The following is a 1,364-nucleotide window of genomic DNA, read 5'->3' on the forward strand; positions in this document are numbered from 1 at the left end:
CATCCGAATACTCAGTTAGGACAATCACAAATTTGGCAAGAAATTAAGCGGTTGTGGCGTTGATATAGCATTTTTAGTTCAGTTGTGAACATAGTCTACCTTGAGAAATGCAAAAGGCAAGAGGCAAGAGCAAGAGATAATAAAATATATATTAATTTTTGGGAATGGAAAGAACTGTCATCTTTTTTTTCCATTCATTTGGAAATGCTATATCTGGTATGGTATTGTGATTCGCGCACGGGCAAAAAGGGAGGGATAAGGCAGAATAAAAGGAGTAAGGTTTAATCGGAAATGGTTTTTTATCACTAATTATCCGGAGATGAAATCATTCATTGGTGAGAATCGCAATAAGGGAAAGAGGGGAAAGATCACCGAAGTTAGAATTCAGTTATCTTCCTCTCCTCCTCTAACAATAATTCTGCAAAAAAATGATTTTATGCTCTGGCAAGCTTTGCTCTACTGCAGGCTTGCAGAAAAATCCTAGACAAACACCTCATTGAAATTCTCGTAGAGAGTACTAGCTTGAGTCCAACTCACCACAGCCAGGAGGTCTCCGCCGCTCGAGATTTCAGCACCATCCTGACCATCAACGATGCTCACCTGATTAGGATTGGCAACATCAAAGGTAGTTAGACCAAGCTGGAAGTTGTTGACGGTATCATATCCATTGCCGGTGTCGAGAACAATTCGATCCTCACCACCCCCTAGCCACAGGGTGTCGTAACCACTGCCACTGCGAATGTAATCATCGCCAGAGCCAGAATAGATGATGTCATTACCAGAACCACCATAGATTACATTATCACCCTCACTGCCGAAGATGGTATCGTTACCGCTACCACCGCTAATCAAATCCAGCTGTGAACCACCGTAGATCAGGTCATTACCACTGCCACCGATAAGGGTATCAATTCCCTCACTACCAGAGATCGTGTCATTGCCACCGAAACCGTTAATATAATCGTTTTCGACAGTGCCAAACAGGTTATCATCACCTGATGTTCCCGTGATATTATTGATAGAATTCATTGATGTTTCCTCCTTAATAAGGAATCGTCAGTTGCTATGTAACCCACACCTCGGTTGTATCTGAAGTTACATCTGAGGTGGTGTCTGAGGCTGTATCTAAAAACTGCTGTGTTTTTCAGCCTCTAATGGTTAATCAAACTAAATCTGCCCTTTTTCTACAAAAGGGCAATTTTTTGTAATCTTTCTTAACAAAAGCCCTGGGCAGAAAAACCCTGATCAAAAATGCGCCTGAGTTAACTCAGACGCACTATGCTAATCAAATCATGATTTTATGCTCCGGCAAGCTTTGCTTTACCAAAGCCTTGCAGAAAAACCCTAGACAAACACCTCAGAGA

General features: G+C 41.8%; 1 protein-coding gene. It reads right to left on the reverse strand.

All coding sequences use genetic code 11. From position 1 onward, the window contains the following. Window positions 1-480: 480 nt before the first annotated feature. Window positions 481-1,029, reverse strand: a complete 549-nt coding sequence (locus F6K38_RS42065) for a calcium-binding protein (RefSeq protein WP_287253971.1) — start codon at window positions 1,027-1,029, stop codon at window positions 481-483. Window positions 1,030-1,364: the final 335 nt, after the last annotated feature.

It is taken from the genome of Moorena sp. SIO3B2 (assembly GCF_010692525.1).
Lineage (GTDB): Bacteria > Cyanobacteriota > Cyanobacteriia > Cyanobacteriales > Coleofasciculaceae > Moorena > Moorena producens.

Excerpts from the sequence above, each read along its gene's own strand:
- F6K38_RS42065 (WP_287253971.1), bottom strand. The coding sequence starts at position 1,029 with ATGAATTCTATCAATAATATCACGGGAACATCAGGTGATGATAACCTG.